Genomic DNA, 15,227 nt, shown 5'->3' on the forward strand with positions numbered 1-15,227 from the left:
CTACTCCGCCGCCGCCAGTTCGGCCTTGACCTCATCGAGGATGCGCCGGCCCTCGCCCGCGCCGATGCGGGCAATGTCGTCCTGGTATTTCAGCAAAACGCCGATCGTGTCGGAGACGGTTTCGGGATCGAGCGCCACCTTGTCGAGTTCGGTCAGCGCGCCGGCCCAGTCGATGGTCTCGGCAACGCCCGGCGCCTTGAATAGTTCGACTTGGCGCAGCTTCTGGATGAACGACACCACTTCGGCCGAAAGCCGGCTGTTGGCCTGCGGCACCTTGCGCCGCACGATCTCCAGCTCGCGCTCGGCATTGGGATAATCGACCCAGTGATAGAGGCAGCGCCGCTTCAGCGCGTCGTGGATTTCGCGGGTGCGGTTGGTGGTGATGATGACGATCGGCGGCTCCTCCGCCTTGATCGTGCCAAGCTCGGGCACCGTCACCTGGAAATCGGACAGGATTTCGAGCAGGAACGCCTCGAAGGCTTCGTCGGTGCGGTCGAGCTCGTCGATCAGGAACACCGGGGCCGCACCCGCCTTGCCGGTCAGCGCATCGAGCACCGGCCGGCGGATCAGGTATTTTTCGGAAAAGACATTGCGCTCCATGTCGGAGCGGTCGACCGAGCCTGCCGCCTCCTCCATGCGGATCTCTATCATCTGCGCGGCGTAATTCCACTCATAGACAGCGGACGAGACGTCGAGCCCTTCATAGCATTGCAGGCGGATCAGCCGGCGGCCGAGTGCCTGCGCCAGCACCTTGGCGATCTCGGTCTTGCCGACGCCGGCCTCGCCCTCGAGGAAGAGCGGCCGCTGCATGCGCAGCGACAGGAACAGCACCGTTGCGAGCGAGCGGTCCGCGACATAGTCCGCGCCGGTCAGGAGATCGAGCGTTTCGTCGATCGTCCGCGGCGCGGGGCGCGGTTTCAGCTCGGTCATTCTTTCTCCGTTGCCGCCTCTGCTCCGCTCTGCAGCACGTGGTAGTCGCGGGCGTGGTAGATCAGCGGCCGCAAATTATCGCCCATGCGCAGGCCTGTCACCTTGCCAAAAAGCACACGATGGGTGGCGAGATCCTTGGTGTCCATCAATTCGCAGTCGAAAACCGCAAGAGCGCCCTTCAGGGTAGGCGCGCCCGTCGATATGACATCCCACTCGCCAAGCCCGAAACGCTCATCGGCAGACAGCCCGGTCAGGCCTGAAAACGCCACCGATAGGGGCTGCTGGTGCGAAGCCAGCGTGTTCAGCGCAAACCGGCCGTTTTGCACGAAGAGCTCGTTCTTGGCATTCTCGCGGTTGAGACAGACGAGAACCGTCGGCGGCGTGTCCGACACCGAACAGGCCGCAATCACCGTCGTGCCGCGTTTGCCGGCGGGCCCGTCGGTGGTCACCACATGGACGTGGCCGGCAAAATGCGCCATCGCGTCGCGATAGGCCTGAGGCCCTATGTCGTTCAACTTCAACACCGATGATTTTCCATAAGCGGGAATCCAAGCGTTATATATGGCGGCACACAATAGGCCACAAGCGAAGTGGTTGACGCCAATCCGCAAATTCCCGTGTTGCGCCTGGGACGGGCAGCCTTTAGGTCTTGGCGGAAGAGACGCTGGAAGCATGCGACCGGCACGGAGGAATTCGTCTTCAGAATGCGACCCCCAACAGCTGTAATAGCGGCACTGCTCTGGCTGCTGCCGGCAAGCGCCGGCGCGCAGACGCTGCTTGTCGGCGTCGCCGCGCCCCTGTCCGGTCCGTCGGCGATCCTGGGCAAGCAGATCGAGGCGGGTGCTGCCCTGGCAGCAGAAGCCAACAGCGCCGAGATCAAGACGGTCGACGATGCCTGCACCGCCGATGGCGGGGCTGCCGCCGCCAGGGAATTCGCCGCTGCGAAGGTCGATATCGTCGTCGGCTTCCTCTGCACCGAGGCGATCCAGGCGGCGCTGCCGATCCTCAAGGACGCTGACATACCGGTCATCACCGTTGGCGTGCGCACCGAAAGCCTGACCGACCGCCGCGCCAAAACCGGCTGGCCGGTCTACCGGCTGGGGCCACGCGGCGACGACGAGCGCAATGCGGTGGCCGCCATCCTGACCCGGCTGTGGCAGAGCGAATTGTTCGCCATCGTCGATGACGGCACCATCTATGGCCGCGAAATCGCCGAGACGCTGCGCGCAGCGGCCGAACAGGCGGCGCTGAAGCCGGTCTTCACAGACACGTTCCGGCCCCAGCTCGACAACCAGATCGGGCTGATCGGCCGGCTGAAGAAATCAGGCGCGACGCATGTCTTTGCCGGTGGCGACGGCGACGACATCGCCATTATGGGCCGCGACGCCGGCCAGCTCGAGGCCGGCATCGTCTTTGCCGGCGGCGAGAATTTGCGCACGCCACCCGGCGATGTGCCTTACGCCATCGGCACGCTGATGATCGCGCCGCCGGAATGGGCCGATGTCGCCGATCCCAAGGTGCTGGCGGCGTTTACGGCCAAAAACATCGCGCCGGATGGCTATGCCTTGCCGGCCTACGCGGCGGTGGAGATTGCCAAGGCGGCCTCGGCCGCGCCCGAGACCTCGGGCAAGGGGCTGGCCGACGCGCTAACCGGGCATGATTTCACCACCGCGATCGGCCCGCTGCGGTTCGACGACAAAGGCGATCTGAGCCAAAACCTCTATCGCGCCTTCCGCTTCGACGGGACGCATTTCGTGCCGGCGGAGAAGAATTGATGTTTCGCACCGGGCCGCGCAATCTGATCACCGATGTCGCCGGCCTGCGCGTCGGCAACGCGTCGGACGCAAGGTTGAAATCGGGCGTCACGACCGTGCTGTGCGATGAACCGGCGGTCGGTGGCGTGCAGATCCTCGGCGGCGCGCCGGGCACGCGCGAGACCGACCTGCTCGAACCGCACAATTCCATCGAGGCGGTTCATGCCGTCGTGCTGTCGGGCGGCTCGGCCTTCGGCCTCGACGCCGCATCGGGGGTGCAGGCGGCGTTGCGTGAAAACGGCATAGGCATCGATGTCGGCGGCTTTCGCGTGCCGATCGTGCCGGCGGCGATCCTGTTCGACCTGCGCAATGGCGGCGACAAGGATTGGGGCCGTTATCCTCCCTACCGCGACCTCGGCTACCAAGCCGCCCAGGCGGCAACAGTCGACTTTCCGCTCGGCACAATCGGCGCCGGCACCGGGGCGCTGAGTTCCGGGCTGAAGGGCGGCCTTGGCTCTGCCTCGACTGTGCTCGACAGCGGCGTCACCATCGGCGCGCTCGCCGCCGCCAACCCGACCGGCTCGGTGACGATTGCCCGTACACGCTATTTCTGGGCGGCGCCCTTCGAGATCGGCGATGAGTTCGGCGGGCTCGGCTATCCCTCGCCAATGCCGGACGATGCCAGGCGGATCCTGTTGAAATACCGCGACAAGCGTGTCGGTGGACAAGCCGAGGCCGGTGGCAACACCACCATCGCCGTCATCGCCACCGACGCCGTGCTGACCAAGGCGGCAGCCAAGCGGCTGGCCATTTCAGCGCATGACGGCTTCGTGCGCGCCATCTGGCCCGTGCACACGCCGGCTGACGGCGATCTGGTGTTCGCGCTGGCGACGGGGAAGAGCGGCATAGAACTCAGCGCCGACGATGCCGTCGATTTCTTTGCCGCCGCCGGCGCCACCATGGCGCGCGCCATCAGCCGCGGCATCCATGCCGCGACGCCGGCCGATGGCGATCTGTTTCCGGTGTGGTCGTCGCGCTGACTTTCAGTCAGGTCGGGTCGGACTCCTCTTCCTCGAAGCTGACCGCGACATCCGAATTCGCCGACAGCCAGACTTTCTGGCCCTCGACCTCGGCAAGCAGGCTCAAGGGAATGTAGTGGTGATGCCCCTGATGGGCGCCCTCGCCGCTGTCGGCCTTGGTCAACTTGATCCGCTCGCCATCGACCCTGTCGACGGTGCCGATGTGAACGCCGTCGGCGCCGACCACTTCCATATGCTCGCGAATCTTGCTGGCCTCAGTCATGGGGTGTTCTCCTTTTGAAAACGATCGACGATAACAAACAGAGGCGAAATTGGATGCATCGCCTTTCGAATAGCACGATGTTTTGACTGTCTCGTGATAGGGAACGATCGAACCAGGCAGGCGGAGCGGAACCCCGATGCGAAATCTCGTCCTGATTGGCGTTTGCCTGCTGGTCCATCTGGCATCCGCCATGGCCGCCCGAGCGGGCGATGTCGCCGAGCTTGAAATCCTCGGCTTCAGCAAGGATGGCAGCGTCTTCACCTTCGAGGAATATGGTGTGGCAGACGGTTCGGGCTTTCCCTATGCCAATCGCTACTACATCAACACCGCCGACGACACGTTCCTGAAGGGCACGCCAATCCGGGTCCGGCTGAAGGATGAGACCGCCTCGCTCGAGACGGCCCGTCAGCAAGCCAGGCAAAAAGGCGAAGCAATCATTGCCCAGGCCGAGCTTACCGCCAACCGCGGCATCACCGCCGGCTTCAACCCGGTGACCGAATTGTCGGCCGACCCGTTCCGCATGGTGGTCAACCCACGGCCGATCTTTTCGCCGGTCGACCCGCCGCTGGAATTCCGGCTCGACGAGATCGGCATGAACGACACCGAAAGCTGCCAGAGCCAGGGCGAGATCAACGGTTTTCGCTTGCTGCGGATCGAGGCCAGGGATGGCGGCCAGACCCATCTGCTGCATGAGGATAAATCGATCCCGAAAAGCCGTGGCTGCCCGAACGGCTACAGGATCGGCGCGGTGCAGACGTTCTCGATGGACAGCATCAGCGCCTATGCGGTGCTGATCGCGGTGCGCCAATACGGCTTCGAAGGGCCGGATTTTCGCTGGATCGCCGTGACCGGACGCCTGTGACTGCGCTCGATCAATCCAGCTGGCGCAAGCGCGCCGGAAAACGCGTCAGCCGCGCCGTACCAGCGACGGGCACGGCGCTTGTCGGCGCCTTGCTGTGGGCGATGGCCATGGGCGCCAGCGCGCTGACCGGTCTTTGGCTCGACAATTGGGAGACCCCGGAAAAGATCCGCTTCGTCGCCCTGCTGTTTGCGACCGGCGCGGCATTGGCCTTTCCCGTCGGGTTGTTCGCGGCGCGGCTGGTCTCGCTCGACCGGCATTGGGAGGTGGCGTTCGCCGCCGCCTTCGTCTGCCTGCTTGCCACGACGCTCGCCTTCACCGGCGGGTTGTTTGCGCTGCAATACCGCTCCTACTATGCCGAATGGCACGCGGAGGCCTTCACCGCCCGGTGGGCGTTCGAACTGGTCTTCACCTCGCTGACGGCGCTCTACCAGTTCGTGGTGCTGGGTATCAGGCTCTATTTTCCGCTCGGATTCATCGCGCTTGCCGCCGCCAGCGTGTGGTTTGCACGCCGGCAGCGTTGAGCATTCGGTCCGCCTCTGATAGGAGGCGCACTTAACCACCGACATATCAGGACTGACGGATGATCCCTCGCTATTCCCGGCCGGAAATGGTCGCCATCTGGTCGCCGGAAACCCGCTTCCGCATCTGGTTCGAAATCGAGGCCCATGCCTGCGATGCGTTGGCTGAGCTCGGCGTCATCCCCAGGGAAGCCGCCAAGACCATCTGGGAAAGGGGCAATGCGGCAAAATTTGACGTCGGCAAGATCGACGAGATCGAGGCCGTGACCAAGCACGACGTAATCGCCTTCCTCACCCATCTCGCCGAATTCGTCGGGCCGGATGCGCGTTTCATCCACCAGGGCATGACCTCATCGGATGTTCTCGACACCTGCCTTGCGGTGCAGCTCAGCCGCGCCAGCGATATTTTGCTGGCCGACCTCGACGGCCTGCTCGCCGCGCTGAAGCGCCGGGCCTTCGAGCACAAGGACACCGTCACCATCGGCCGCAGCCACGGCATCCACGCCGAGCCGACCACGTTCGGCGTCAAGCTGGCGCAGGCCTATGCCGAGTTCTCACGCTGCCGCGAGCGGCTGGTGCACGCGCGAGAGGATATTGCCACCTGCGCCATATCGGGCGCGATCGGCACCTTCGCCAACATCGATCCCTATGTCGAAGAACATGTGGCGAAAAAGCTTGGGCTGAAGCCGGAGCCGGTGTCGACGCAGGTCATCCCTCGCGACCGCCATGCCATGTTCTTTGCCACGCTCGGCGTCATCGCCTCGTCGGTCGAGCGGCTGGCGACCGAGATCCGCCATCTGCAGCGCACCGAGGTGCTGGAAGCGGAAGAGTATTTTTCGCCGGGCCAGAAGGGCTCGTCGGCAATGCCGCACAAGCGCAACCCGGTGCTGACCGAAAACCTCACCGGCCTTGCCCGCATGGTGCGGTCCATGGCCTTGCCGGCGATGGAGAATGTCGCGCTCTGGCACGAGCGCGACATTTCGCATTCCTCGGTCGAGCGAATGATCGGCCCGGACGCCACGGTAACACTCGATTTCGCGCTGTCGCGGTTGACCGGCGTCATCGACAAATTGCTGGTCTATCCCGACAACATGCTGAAGAACATGAACAAGTTCCGTGGCCTTGTGCATTCGCAGCGCGTGCTTTTGGCGCTGACGCAAGCCGGCGTCAGCCGCGAGGATGCCTACCGCCTGGTGCAGCGCAACGCCATGAAGGTATGGGAACATGGCGCTGATTTCCTTGAGGAATTGTTGGCCGACAAGGAAGTCACCGCAGCGCTGCCCGAAGCCGAGATCCGCGAGAAATTCGACCTGGGCTATCACACCAAGCATGTCGATACGATCTTCAAGCGGGTTTTCGGATAGGATCTTCCATGCGGCTGGCTGCCCTTTCCGACATCCATGGGAATCTGCGCGCGCTTGAGGCGGTTCATGCGCAGATCAAAGACGCTTCTCCCGACATAATCGTCAATCTGGGCGATTGTCTTTCCGGGCCGCTATGGCCTGAAGAAACCGCGCAATATCTGATGGCGCAGAATTGGCCGACCGTGCGCGGCAATCACGACCGTGTGCTGGTCGAGCCGCCTGCTTCCGGGTTGGAAGACGTCGATGCTTTCACCCACCAACGCCTCTCTGAGACATCCCTGACCTGGCTCTCGGCCTTGCCGGTCACCCTGTCGCCTGCCCCGGACATCCTGCTTTGCCATGGCAGCCCCAGTGACGACGACGTGTTCCTGCTCGAGGAAGACGGAGGCAGCCACTTCCACCCCTCCAATGAAAAGCAGATCAGGCACAAGCTGGGCAGCGCCGGCGCCGGGCTGATCTTGTGCGGCCATACACATACGCCGCGCGTTGTGCGCTTGTCGGACAACCGGACAATCCTCAACCCGGGCAGCGTCGGCGTCCAGGCATTCCCCGGCCTGACCGTGACCGGCAGTCCGCATGCCCGCTACGCCCTCGCTACGCGCAAGGACGGACAATGGTCGTTCAGCCATCACGTGGTCAATTATGACTGGACCGAGGCGTCCACCCGCGCGACAGCCACCGGCTTCGACAGCTGGGCGCATGGGCTGCTGACGGGCTACGCCGCCAATTCCTTGTAAGAACCGAGCGGGCGCTCAGCCGGCGCCCGGCACGGTGCGGATAACCGTGCCCCACGGATCTTCCCGAGTGGTTTCAGCGGTTGTCTTGTCCGAGCGCATCTCGACCCAGGTCAGACCCGAGCGGGACGGATCGCGGCGGCCGGCACCGGCGCTGTGCCACGAATTGCCACCGATATGATGGTGGTAGCCTCCCGACGACAGGAACACCGCCTGCCCTCCATACTTAGCGACCGTGTCGAAGCCAAATTCGTCGTGCCACCAGGCCTCGGCATCTTCCGGCCGGCCGACGCGCAGATGGACATGGCCGACAATGCTGTTTTGCGGCGCGCCCTGCCAGCCGGCGTCACCGGCCGGCACGCTGCCAACCACGGCAGCCAGGTTCAGCCGCTCGGTCGCCATGGCGATCTTGTCGCCGTTCCACTTCCACTCCTGCGGCAGACGGTCCCTATAGATTTCAATGCCGTTGCCTTCGGGGTCGGTCAGGTAGAGAGCCTCGCTGACCAGATGGTCGGAGGCGCCCTCGATGCGGATCTTGTTGGCGGCGGCGTGGTTTATCCAGCGGCCGAGATCGGCGCGGCTGGGCAGCAGGAAAGCGGTGTGGAACAGGCCGGCGCTGCGCGGATCGTCGGGCTTGGCCGCTGCGTCAGGCTCGATCACCAGCAGCGGGCGCTCGGCAGCGCCCAGCGTGATGGCGCCATCGGCGCGGCTCAATTCCTGCAGGCCGACAACAGCCCGGTAGTAATCGGCAAGTCCTTCGGCGTCGCGCGCCTTCAGGCCCACGCGTGACACGCTGACGGGGGTCGTCGCGGCAAAAGGCAGTTCGCTCATAAAACTCTCCGTTCAGCGCGTTATCCCAGGCCGCGCCACCAGTCTATTCTGTCGTCCATCTCTTCCTGCCTCAAATCGTCGATCCTGATCGTTCACACAAGATGGAAAGAATCGAACAGGTTGTTCACAATTGTGATGCACCGCATGCGTCAGCGCGGGTTGCAGGAGACACGGCCGCTCGCTATCTCAGCGCCATGAAAGTCAAAGACGCAGATATTCTGATCGTGCCGGGCTACACCAATTCCGGCCCCGAACACTGGCAGACACGCTGGCAGTCGAAACTGTCGACAGCGCGTCGGGTCGAACAGGCGGAGTGGTCGAAGCCGGTGCGCGAGGACTGGACGACGAGCGTGGCGAACGCTGTCAACGAGGCCGAGCGGCCGGTGGTGATCGTTGCCCATTCGCTCGGTGTGGCGGCCGCGGTGCAGGCCATTCCGCAGTTCAGGAAGCCGGTCGCCGGCGCGTTTTTTGTCGCGCCGCCCGACGTCGCCAACCCGGAGATAAGGCCGCGTCACCTGATGACCTTTGGTCCCTATGCGCGCGAACCGCTGCCCTTCCCGTCCATCGTCATCGCCAGCCGCAACGATCCGTTCTGCGCCTTCGAGGTTGCCGAGGACATTGCCGCTGCCTGGGGTTCGCTGTTCATCGATGCCGGCGAAGCCGGTCACCTCAATGAGGATGCCGGCTTCGGCCCGTGGCCGGAAGGGTCGATGACCTTCGCCAAGTTCCTGACCGACCTCAAGGCCTGACCGGGCAAGGCACCACGCCTCAGCCCTTGATCGAATCGTTCATGCTTTTGATGAGTGTCTTTGCGCCGAGCGAAATCAGCGCATGGTCCGAGCCCATCGCCAGCAGCCGGTAGCCCATCGCCACGACGCGGCCGGCAATCGCCGGCTCAACGACGTAGATCGCCGCATGCTTGCCCGCCTTGCGCGTCCGCTCGGCGATGGAGGCGACGGTTTCCATCATGCTTTCCAGCGTCGAATTGACGGTGGCGCCATTCGACCAGGCGATGGAGAAATCCGATGGGCCGAGGAAGATGCCGTCAATGCCCGGCGTGTCGAGGATGCCGTCCAGCGCATCGAGTGCGGCGCGCGTTTCGACCATGGCAAAGGCCATGGTGCGTTGATTGGTGTCGCGCAGCCATTCGGCGTGGTCGCCTTTGCCATGGCGCGGAAAAGCATAGGTCGGGCCCCAGGAGCGCTCGCCCATCGGCGGATATTTCATCGCCGCGGCAAAGAGTTTTGCATCGGCCACCGAATTCACCATCGGTGCAATCACCGCCTCGGCACCGAAATCGAGGGCGCGGCTGGCCATGTCGAAGCGGCCGACCGGAATGCGCACCAGCGCCGGCTTGTTGGCGGCCAGCACCGGCACCAGGCCGCGCAAGACCGAGTCTTCGTGGTGTCCGCCATGCTGCATATCCAGGGTGACGGCGTCAAAACCCTGCTTGGCGATGATTTCGACCGTCAAAGCGTCCGGAACGCCGGACCAGGCGGTGAACAGCGTTTCATCCGCCGCCAGGCGTGACTTCAGGGACATGGGTGCTTTCCTCGTTGGGTAGAGCCTTGTAACAGGCCTACGCACAGTTTCAGCCGGAAAAGGCTGAAAAGGCAAAGAAAAACCGCCCGGCTGGACCGGGCGGTCGATTGGTCCAGCGCTACTCGCTCTAGGTGTTCTTGATCTGCTCGATCGCCTGCGCCATCAGTTCGTCCATGGTGCGGCGGATCTGGTGATCCGTCTGGTCGACGCCGGCGGCGTCGAAATCCTTGCGGATCTTGCGGAATACGTCGTGATCGCCGGCTTCCTCGATGTCGGAAACCACAACTTCCTTGGCATAGGCGTCGGCGTCAGTGCCGGATTTGCCCAGCTTTTCGGCGGCCCACAGACCGAGCGCCTTGTTGCGGCGTGCGGAAGCCTTGAAGCGAAGTTCTTCGTCGAAGGCGAATTTGCGCTCAAAACCCTCTTCGCGGTCTTTCATGCTGCTCATGGCTTCCCTCCGATGAAATCGATTCGCGTTGGTGATGGATATGTGTGCTGCCGCAGCACAAACCAAAAGGGCGCGGGCCGGTCAATATGCTACATCGCTTGCTGCGCTGCGGCATTTCATTCCTGAAAGCGGTCGATGGAAAGGATTTGCCGATTGAGCAAACGCTGTGATTGGGATAGACCCGGCATTGAACCCCACCCGTCGCCGCACCAATTTAGGCAGACGGACAGGAACTGGTCGCTTGCCGCCTGCCCGCAAATCCAGAGAAAAATCAGATGAAAAATCGCCGCCGCATTTATGAAGGCAAGGCCAAGATCCTCTATGAGGGACCGGAACCGGGCACACTTATCCAGTTCTTCAAGGATGATGCGACCGCATTCAACAAGAAGAAACATGAGGTCATCGACGGCAAGGGTGTGCTCAACAACCGCATTTCCGAGTACATCTTCAACCATCTGAACCGCATGGGCATTCCGACCCACTTCATCCGCCGGCTCAACATGCGCGAGCAGTTGATCAAGGAAGTCGAGATCATTCCGCTCGAAGTGGTGGTGCGCAATGTCGCCGCCGGCTCGCTGTCCAAGCGCCTCGGCATCGAGGAAGGCACCGTTCTGCCGCGCTCGATCATCGAATTCTATTACAAGGCCGATGCGCTCGACGATCCGATGGTGTCGGAAGAGCACATCACCGCTTTCGGCTGGGCAAGCCCGCAGGAGATCGACGACGTCATGGCGCTGGCCATCCGCGTCAACGACTTCCTCTCCGGCCTGTTCATGGGTGTCGGCATCCAGCTCGTGGATTTCAAGATCGAATGCGGCCGCCTGTTCGAGGGCGACATGATGCGCATCGTCGTTGCCGACGAGATCTCGCCGGATTCGTGCCGGCTGTGGGACGTGGCAACGCAGGACAAGCTCGACAAGGACCGTTTCCGCCGCGATATGGGCGGCCTCGTCGAAGCCTATCAGGAAGTTGCCCGCCGCCTCGGCATCATGAACGAGAACGAGCCGCCGCGCCCGACCGGCCCGGTGCTCGTCGCCTCGACCGATGGCCTCAAAGGCAAGCCGCACTAAGTCTTCATTTCTTGACGCGATTCCGGACGAAAAACCGCTTCAGACTTTTCCTGGAATTGCTAAGTCTTCGAACAGGAACCTGTCCAGCATGATCAAGGCCCGCATCACCGTCACCCTCAAGAACGGCGTGCTCGACCCGCAGGGAAAAGCCATAGAGCACGCTCTGTCCGGACTGGGGTTCGGCGGCGTCGGCCAGGTGCGGCAGGGCAAGGTCTTCGACCTCGAGCTCTCAGAGACCGACAAGGCCAAGGCCGAAGCCGATCTGAAAGCCATGTGCGACAAGCTGCTGGCGAACACAGTGATCGAGAATTACGCGGTGGAGATCGCTTGATATGAAATCAGCTGTCGTTCTTCTCCCCGGCCTCAACCGCGACCGCGACATGATTGCGGCGCTGACCAAGATCTCCGGGCAGGCGCCGGCGACCGTCTGGCAGACCGACACCGAAATCCCTGATGTGGACCTGATCGCCATTCCCGGCGGCTTCTCGTTCGGCGACTATCTGCGTTGCGGCGCCATTGCCGCGCGCATGCCGGTCATGCGGGCGGTGGCGGAAAAGGCGGCCAAGGGCGTCATGGTCATCGGCGTCTGCAACGGCTTCCAGATCCTGGTCGAGGCTGGCCTTTTGCCCGGCGCGCTGATGCGCAATGCCTCGCTGAAATTCGTCTGCCGAGAGGTGAAGCTCGAAATCGCCAACGCCAACACCATGTTCACCCGCCGCTACCAGCCGGGTCAGATCATCCGCACGCCGGTGGCGCATCACGACGGCAATTATTTCGCCGACGCCGACACGCTTGCCCGTCTCGAAGGCGAAGGACAGGTGGTGTTTCGCTATGCCGAGGGCAGCAATCCCAATGGCTCGATGAACGACATTGCCGGTATCGTCAGCGAGAAGGGCAATGTGCTCGGCCTGATGCCGCATCCCGAAAACCTGATCGAGGCAGCGCATGGCGGAAGCGACGGCCGCGCCCTGTTCGAAGGCGCGCTCGGCATCGCCGCCTGATATCTCTTCGAATTCCTTTCAAAACGCGGGGGCGGTTGACCATGAGACTGATGATTGTTCGCCTAGGTCCCCTGGCTGCTGCCGGCTTGGCGTTGGCGTCCTGCCAGTCCAGCCCGAAGAGCGCGCCGGTCCCCACGGGCAAGAGCGCTTCGCTGCTGGCCATGGAACAGGTAGCGATATCGGCCCACAAATGCTGGATCGCCAGCAAGGATCCCGCCTTCAAATCCTATCAGATGGCCAATGAGCTGAATTCGTTCAGCGGCACGCCCCGCTTCCTGCTGGTGCCGGCCAAGCATTATGGCGGCAAGCCGCTGCTGGTCGTCCAGGCGCAAGGCAATTCCAGCCGCGTCGACGTGTTCGGTCCGCTGATGGACGATCCGCTCGGCGCGCGCATCGGATCCGACATTGCGCGCTGGCAAACGGGCAACCCCTCCTGCAACGCGGCCGCCTGACGCCATGGGCCGCTTCCTGCAGTTTGCGGGATTGGTCATAGGTCTGGCCGGGCTTGTCCTGCAAGCGTGCATCACCATCCCGGCATCGATGGAGGCCGGCCGCAGTTTTCTCGGCTCCATCGTCTTTCTGTTCAGCTTCTTCACCATCCTGACCAACATCGGTGCGGTGCTGGTCCATGTCTCGCTGCTGTCGCCTTCGGGCTACGCCTGGCTGCCCGCCTTTGCCGGACCGCGGATGCGGGCCGGCGTCGCCGTGTCCATCGCGCTTGTCTTCATCGTCTATGCGACGGTTCTGGCGCAGCTCTGGCAGCCGCAGGGGCTGTTCCTGCTCTGTGACGTGCTGCTGCACTATGTGACGCCGGTGCTGTTCGTGCTGTGGTGGCTTGTTGCAGGCGCTGACGGCAGGACACGCTGGAGCGACATTTCGTGGTGGATGGCCTATCCGATCGCCTATCTCGCCTATGCGCTGGCGCGCGCACCGATCGCAGGCGAAGTGCCCTACCCGTTCCTCGACGTTGCGAAAAACGGCGCGGCCAACGTCGCCCTTGCGGCGCTGGCCGTCACCGGTGTTTTCCTGGTGCTGTGCATCCTCGCCGTGCTTGCCGATAAGGGCGTCTCACGCCTCAGGGCTCCGGGCACACGCCGCTGACCAGACTACAAGTTAGTCCCAGAATCGCCTGATGCCTTCGCGGTGAGCGTCGTCACGCGACACACCGATGTCCCTGAGCTGCTCGTCGGTCATTTCGAGCAAAGCCAGGCGGCCGCGACGGCGCTCGATCAGCACGTCGATCCATCGCGCCAGCGATCTGACCACATGCACGATCCGGCCGACAAAGCCTCGCCGGCTGGACGGGCAAGGCCCGACCAATTCAATGCCCGCGCAGCGAATTGTCTCGATTGTATCCATTGTCTTTCTGCCAACCTTGCAAATTGTACCCATCTTGGTACGGTTCTGATATGCATTGACACCCGATCTGGTGCAATATACAGAATTGTCACCATGACAAATTGGCTCCCTGACCTCACCATCGGTTCCGGCCCGCTTTACCAGCGCCTTGCCGACAGCATCGAGTCGGACATCGACAAGGGCGTCATCGATGCCGGGGCAAAATTGCCGCCGCAGCGCGATCTCGCCTATGATATCGGCACGACGGTCGGCACGATCGGCCGAGCCTATCAGCTGCTGCGCGAGCGCGGCCTGGTGAGCGGGGAAGTCGGTCGCGGGACCTATGTGCTGGCGCAGCAATCGGAAGCGTCACCCGAATTCGCCGAGCCTGCCGTGCAAGGCACGCGCTATGTCGATGCGCCGCCCGGCAAACTGCGTTTCGACAGCACTGCCGCGCCCGACATCGGCCAGGGCGCCATTGTCGCTGACGTGCTCTCGCGCACGGTGCAGGAACACCCGCACGAGATTTCGAGCTACACCAGGGATTTTCCGGAGCGCTGGTTCGAGGCCGGCGCCCGGTGGCTGTCGCGCAATTCGTTCCGTCCGGCGGCCGACACCATCGTTCCCACGCTTGGCACGCATGCCGCGGTGATGGCGGCGATTGCGGCACTGACCACGCCGGGCGACTATGTCGTCTTCGAGCACCTCACCTATTCGCAGATCGCCCGCAGCGCCGGGCTGATCGGGCGGCGCATAGCACTGGTGGCATCGGACGAAGAAGGCCTCGATCCCGAGGATTTCGAACGCGTCTGCGCGCAGAAGCACCCGAAGATGATCTTCCTGATGCCGACGGTGCAGAACCCGACGCTGGCGATCCTGTCGGTTTCGCGCCGCGAGGCGATCGCCCGCGTCGCGCGCGCGTACAATGTCATCGTCATCGAGGACGATCTCTATGGCGGCCTGACCGAAGATCCGACGCCGCTCATCGCCGAATATGCGCCCGAGCGCACCATTGTCGCCGGCGGTCTGTCGAAATCGGTCGCGGCAGGTGTTCGCGGCGGCTGGCTCTCCTGCCCGCCCGCCTATCGCCATCGCATCCGCGTCGCCCACAAGATGATGACCGGCGGAATGCCGTTCCTGCTGGCGGAGGTGAATGCGCGGCTGGTGCTGTCAGGGCAGGCTGGCGATATCCGCAAACGCAGCATTGCCGAAATTGCCGCCCGGATCGCCATCGTGCGCGAGACACTGGCCGGTTTCGCCTTCAAGTCACACGGCAGCGTGCCCTTCGTCTGGCTGACGCTGCCCGATCCTTGGCTGTCCGGCACTTTCAGGAGCGCATGCCTCGAAAATGGCGTGCTCCTCGACGACGAGGACGAGTTCAAGGCGGGGCGTTCCGAGCAGGTTTTTCACGGCGTGCGTTTCGGCGTCTCGCAGCCAAGGCGGCGCGAGGACATCACCGGCGGCGTCGCGGTGATCCGGCGGCTGCTGGAGGAAGGCCGCGCCGGCTACGACAGTTCGTCCTGACTCGATCCT

General features: G+C 63.4%; 20 protein-coding genes. 13 read left to right on the forward strand and 7 right to left on the reverse strand.

The window, feature by feature from the left end; all coding sequences use genetic code 11:
- Both X727_RS152685 and X727_RS152680 read right to left on the reverse strand, forming a co-directional pair.
- Positions 1 to 930, reverse strand: coding sequence for a MoxR family ATPase (locus X727_RS152685; protein WP_023711480.1), 930 nt, complete (start codon positions 928 to 930; stop codon positions 1 to 3).
- Positions 927 to 1,454, reverse strand: coding sequence for a flavin reductase (locus tag X727_RS152680; RefSeq protein ID WP_023834161.1), 528 nt, complete (start codon positions 1,452 to 1,454; stop codon positions 927 to 929). Before X727_RS152680 ends, X727_RS152685 begins: the two co-directional genes overlap by 4 nt.
- A 180-nt stretch (positions 1,455 to 1,634) precedes the next feature.
- Between X727_RS152680 and X727_RS152675 the strand changes: the two genes are divergently transcribed.
- Positions 1,635 to 2,705: a branched-chain amino acid ABC transporter substrate-binding protein gene (locus X727_RS152675; RefSeq protein ID WP_023745982.1), complete on the forward strand. Its 1,071-nt coding sequence runs from the start codon at positions 1,635 to 1,637 to the stop codon at positions 2,703 to 2,705.
- Complete coding sequence (locus X727_RS152670; protein ID WP_023745981.1) at positions 2,705 to 3,724, forward strand: P1 family peptidase; 1,020 nt, start codon at positions 2,705 to 2,707, stop codon at positions 3,722 to 3,724. The genes X727_RS152675 and X727_RS152670 overlap by 1 nt, the downstream gene beginning before the upstream one ends.
- 7 nt (positions 3,725 to 3,731) lie before the next feature.
- On the opposite strand, the gene X727_RS152665 is transcribed toward X727_RS152670, so the two are convergent.
- Entirely contained in the window at positions 3,732 to 3,986 is a 255-nt protein-coding gene (locus X727_RS152665) for a DUF2171 domain-containing protein (protein WP_023669083.1), read from the reverse strand.
- Between the two features lie 136 nt (positions 3,987 to 4,122).
- Here X727_RS152665 and X727_RS152660 point away from each other — a divergent pair, with 136 nt between their 5' ends.
- The 4 genes from X727_RS152660 to X727_RS152650 all read left to right on the forward strand — a co-directional run bounded on the left by X727_RS152660 (position 4,123) and on the right by X727_RS152650 (position 7,467).
- On the forward strand, positions 4,123 to 4,848 hold the full coding sequence (locus X727_RS152660) for a DUF2259 domain-containing protein (protein ID WP_023745980.1): 726 nt from the start codon (positions 4,123 to 4,125) through the stop codon (positions 4,846 to 4,848).
- Between the two features lie 101 nt (positions 4,849 to 4,949).
- Positions 4,950 to 5,369, forward strand: coding sequence for a hypothetical protein (locus X727_RS01000000164630; RefSeq protein WP_245261990.1), 420 nt, complete (start codon positions 4,950 to 4,952; stop codon positions 5,367 to 5,369).
- A gap of 59 nt (positions 5,370 to 5,428) precedes the next feature.
- On the forward strand, positions 5,429 to 6,730 hold the full coding sequence (purB, locus tag X727_RS152655; protein WP_023834162.1) for an adenylosuccinate lyase: 1,302 nt from the start codon (positions 5,429 to 5,431) through the stop codon (positions 6,728 to 6,730).
- An 8-nt stretch (positions 6,731 to 6,738) separates the two neighbouring features.
- On the forward strand, positions 6,739 to 7,467 hold the full coding sequence (locus X727_RS152650; RefSeq protein ID WP_023834163.1) for a metallophosphoesterase family protein: 729 nt from the start codon (positions 6,739 to 6,741) through the stop codon (positions 7,465 to 7,467).
- Positions 7,468 to 7,482: 15 nt separating this feature from the next.
- On the opposite strand, the gene X727_RS152645 is transcribed toward X727_RS152650, so the two are convergent.
- On the reverse strand, positions 7,483 to 8,295 hold the full coding sequence (locus X727_RS152645) for a VOC family protein (RefSeq protein ID WP_023724197.1): 813 nt from the start codon (positions 8,293 to 8,295) through the stop codon (positions 7,483 to 7,485).
- A 194-nt stretch (positions 8,296 to 8,489) separates the two neighbouring features.
- Between X727_RS152645 and X727_RS152640 the strand changes: the two genes are divergently transcribed.
- Positions 8,490 to 9,044 carry an alpha/beta hydrolase gene (locus X727_RS152640; RefSeq protein ID WP_023834164.1) on the forward strand — a complete coding sequence of 185 codons (555 nt, stop codon included), beginning with the start codon at positions 8,490 to 8,492 and terminating at the stop codon, positions 9,042 to 9,044.
- Positions 9,045 to 9,063: 19 nt separating this feature from the next.
- On the opposite strand, the gene X727_RS152635 is transcribed toward X727_RS152640, so the two are convergent.
- Positions 9,064 to 9,837: an HpcH/HpaI aldolase/citrate lyase family protein gene (locus tag X727_RS152635; RefSeq protein ID WP_023715987.1), complete on the reverse strand. Its 774-nt coding sequence runs from the start codon at positions 9,835 to 9,837 to the stop codon at positions 9,064 to 9,066.
- Positions 9,838 to 9,964: 127 nt separating this feature from the next.
- Positions 9,965 to 10,285 (reverse strand): DUF1476 domain-containing protein, encoded by a 321-nt coding sequence (locus X727_RS152630; protein WP_023834165.1) that lies wholly within the window; start codon positions 10,283 to 10,285, stop codon positions 9,965 to 9,967.
- Between the two features lie 275 nt (positions 10,286 to 10,560).
- Here X727_RS152630 and purC point away from each other — a divergent pair, with 275 nt between their 5' ends.
- From purC to X727_RS152605, 5 genes are all read left to right on the forward strand, one after another.
- Positions 10,561 to 11,355, forward strand: a complete 795-nt coding sequence (gene purC / locus X727_RS152625) for a phosphoribosylaminoimidazolesuccinocarboxamide synthase (RefSeq protein WP_013532127.1) — start codon at positions 10,561 to 10,563, stop codon at positions 11,353 to 11,355.
- 88 nt (positions 11,356 to 11,443) lie between these two features.
- Complete coding sequence (gene purS / locus X727_RS152620) at positions 11,444 to 11,686, forward strand: phosphoribosylformylglycinamidine synthase subunit PurS (RefSeq protein ID WP_023669092.1); 243 nt, start codon at positions 11,444 to 11,446, stop codon at positions 11,684 to 11,686.
- A 1-nt stretch (position 11,687) separates the two neighbouring features.
- Positions 11,688 to 12,356 carry a phosphoribosylformylglycinamidine synthase subunit PurQ gene (purQ, locus tag X727_RS152615; protein ID WP_023711489.1) on the forward strand — a complete coding sequence of 223 codons (669 nt, stop codon included), beginning with the start codon at positions 11,688 to 11,690 and terminating at the stop codon, positions 12,354 to 12,356.
- A 41-nt stretch (positions 12,357 to 12,397) separates the two neighbouring features.
- Positions 12,398 to 12,808 carry a hypothetical protein gene (locus tag X727_RS152610; protein WP_023697575.1) on the forward strand — a complete coding sequence of 137 codons (411 nt, stop codon included), beginning with the start codon at positions 12,398 to 12,400 and terminating at the stop codon, positions 12,806 to 12,808.
- 4 nt (positions 12,809 to 12,812) lie between these two features.
- The gene (locus tag X727_RS152605) at positions 12,813 to 13,457 is read left to right on the forward strand and encodes a Pr6Pr family membrane protein (RefSeq protein ID WP_023834166.1); all 645 of its coding nucleotides are present in this window, start codon (positions 12,813 to 12,815) and stop codon (positions 13,455 to 13,457) included.
- A gap of 12 nt (positions 13,458 to 13,469) precedes the next feature.
- Here the strand turns inward: X727_RS152605 and X727_RS152600 are convergent, their stop codons facing one another.
- Entirely contained in the window at positions 13,470 to 13,715 is a 246-nt protein-coding gene (locus tag X727_RS152600) for a DUF1127 domain-containing protein (RefSeq protein WP_023834167.1), read from the reverse strand.
- A gap of 93 nt (positions 13,716 to 13,808) precedes the next feature.
- Here X727_RS152600 and X727_RS152595 point away from each other — a divergent pair, with 93 nt between their 5' ends.
- Complete coding sequence (locus X727_RS152595; protein ID WP_023834168.1) at positions 13,809 to 15,218, forward strand: PLP-dependent aminotransferase family protein; 1,410 nt, start codon at positions 13,809 to 13,811, stop codon at positions 15,216 to 15,218.
- The last annotated feature ends 9 nt before the right edge of the window (positions 15,219 to 15,227 follow it).

It is taken from the genome of Mesorhizobium sp. L103C105A0, from assembly GCF_000502215.1.
In the GTDB taxonomy this organism is placed as follows: Bacteria; Pseudomonadota; Alphaproteobacteria; order Rhizobiales; family Rhizobiaceae; genus Mesorhizobium.